Genomic DNA, 1,884 nt, shown 5'->3' on the forward strand with positions numbered 1-1,884 from the left:
ATATACATTCTGGGCACGCCCAGGCGCTTGCCTTTCAACGACCCCGCCAGTGCGAGATCGGTATAACGGGGCGGCCGCACATCGGAGCTTTTCGGCAGCTTGACCCAAGGCTGCGCGCGCCAGAAATCGCCTCGCGCCTCGGGATCGTCGGCGACGATCACATCGAGCAGTTCGAGCATGTCGGGCACGCTGCGCGTATGCGGCACGACGACATCCATGGTCGGCACCAGGGGCCAGTTGCCGCGCACAGAAATGACGCCGCGCGACGGCGTGTAGGCGACCAGCGCATTGTTGGTGGCCGGCGCGCGGCCGGACGACCAGGTTTCCTCGCCAAGCCCGAAGGCGCAGAAGCTGGCCGCTGTCGCCGTGCCGGAGCCATTGGACGAACCCGATGCGAAGGCGGCGGTGAGATAATCGCCATTGTACGGACTTTCGGCGCGGCCATAGACGCCGCGCTGCATGCCGCCATTGGCCATTGGCGGCATGTTGGTCAGCCCGATCAGCACCGCACCGCCGGCGCGCAGCCGGGCTATGGTGAAGGCATCCTCATTGGCAATGAGATGCTCGAAGGCCGGCGAGCCGGCGGCCACCGTCAGGCCTGCAACCTTGTAGCTGTCCTTGGCGGTGTAGGGGATGCCGTCGAGCGGTCCGAGCACGGCGCCGTTGCGGCGCCGCTGGTCGGAGGCCGCCGCCTGCTCAAACATGTCAGGGTTGAGCACTGGGACGGCATTGAGGCTGATGCCGTGCCGGTCGAAATGCGCGATGCGCCTGAGATACGCCCCGACCAGTTCGACGCTGGTGACGGTGCCGTGATCGAGCGCGCGGCGCAGTTGGTCGATCGTCGCTTCGACGAGGTGAAGGCTGGCGTCGGTCATCACGGATCCCACATTCCCACGCATCATGGATGAGCGAGGCCGCAGGCTTCGGCAAGAGCCTATCGCGGTCTTCTCGGAACTTTTGTCCGGCTGGCGGTTTTGGATGTATGGTGCGATTCCGGAATGGCCAGAAGGGTGTGCCGATGACCACGAAATGCGTTGCGATCCTAGCTCTCGCGGTTGCTACGGGCGCGAGTCTTTGCGCCCCGGCCTTGGCTGGCGACCGGCATCACGACCGCCGGGTCCACTCCGAACGCTACGTTCCCGCCGAAGGCGATCTCATCGATATCCTGTTCGGCGGCCCGCACTACTACGATCAGCAGTTGGTGACGACGGCGGCTGGCGCGTGCTCCTACCATCGCGTTGGACCCGACGCGAATGCATTGAACAAGATCAACGATCATCACTGCGGGAAATAAGGCAGTAGGGCAGTAGGGCAGTAGGGCAGTAGGGCAGTAGGGCAGTAGGGCAGTAGGGCAGTAGGGCAGTAGGGAGCGCCTCAACGCTGGCCGCTCTCCTTCATACGCTCGATGATTTCGGCCATCAGCGCCAGGTCGCGGCGGGAATCGGCGAGGTCGGTCAGCGGCTTTGTTCCTTCGGCGATGTGGCGGTGGAAAATCTCGAGTTCATTCGAGAAAGCATCGCCGTAGAGAGGGCCGAAGGCTTTCGTCACCGGGCCGAGCGGGCCGGCATCGGTGACCTCCAGCCGCGTCGGCAGGCTGCGGATGTAGGGCGTGTCGTAGATGATGCGCACGCGCCTGGTGTTGGAGCGCACCTCGATCATTGCGTCGAACAGGCCGAGATCGTCGACCACCGCGTCGTAGAGACAAGCGAAATGGCCGTAGTCGAAGGTGACCGATGTGTTGGCGCCGCCATTGGTGCGGTGCGCGGCCAGCACGCGCGCCGGCTCGCCGATCAGCCCGCGCATCGCTGAAATGTGGTGCGAGGAAAGCGCCGTCAGCCCGCGATAGGCGCGCACCAGGTCGGCCGGCGCGCGTGCTGGCCTGTC

Annotated in this window: 2 protein-coding genes and 1 pseudogene; 1 reads left to right on the forward strand and 2 read right to left on the reverse strand. The window is 65.0% G+C overall.

What is annotated here, in order from left to right; translation table 11 throughout:
* A partial coding sequence (locus tag EN991_RS34510) for an amidase family protein (protein ID WP_245461159.1) occupies positions 1-875 on the reverse strand: 875 nt, incomplete at its 3' end.
* Between the two features lie 143 nt (positions 876-1,018).
* Here EN991_RS34510 and EN991_RS34515 point away from each other — a divergent pair.
* On the forward strand, positions 1,019-1,294 hold the full coding sequence (locus tag EN991_RS34515) for a hypothetical protein (protein WP_013530503.1): 276 nt from the start codon (positions 1,019-1,021) through the stop codon (positions 1,292-1,294).
* Positions 1,295-1,374: 80 nt separating this feature from the next.
* Here EN991_RS34515 and EN991_RS34520 read toward each other — a convergent pair.
* Positions 1,375-1,884 (reverse strand): annotated as a pseudogene (locus tag EN991_RS34520) (gfo/Idh/MocA family oxidoreductase); the annotation flags it as partial.

The organism is Mesorhizobium sp. M7A.F.Ca.US.005.03.2.1 (assembly GCF_003997795.1).
Classification (GTDB): Bacteria; Pseudomonadota; Alphaproteobacteria; order Rhizobiales; family Rhizobiaceae; genus Mesorhizobium; species Mesorhizobium ciceri.

Excerpts from the sequence above, each read along its gene's own strand:
- EN991_RS34515 (WP_013530503.1), top strand. The coding sequence starts at position 1,019 with ATGACCACGAAATGCGTTGCGATCCTAGCTCTCGCGGTTGCTACGGGC.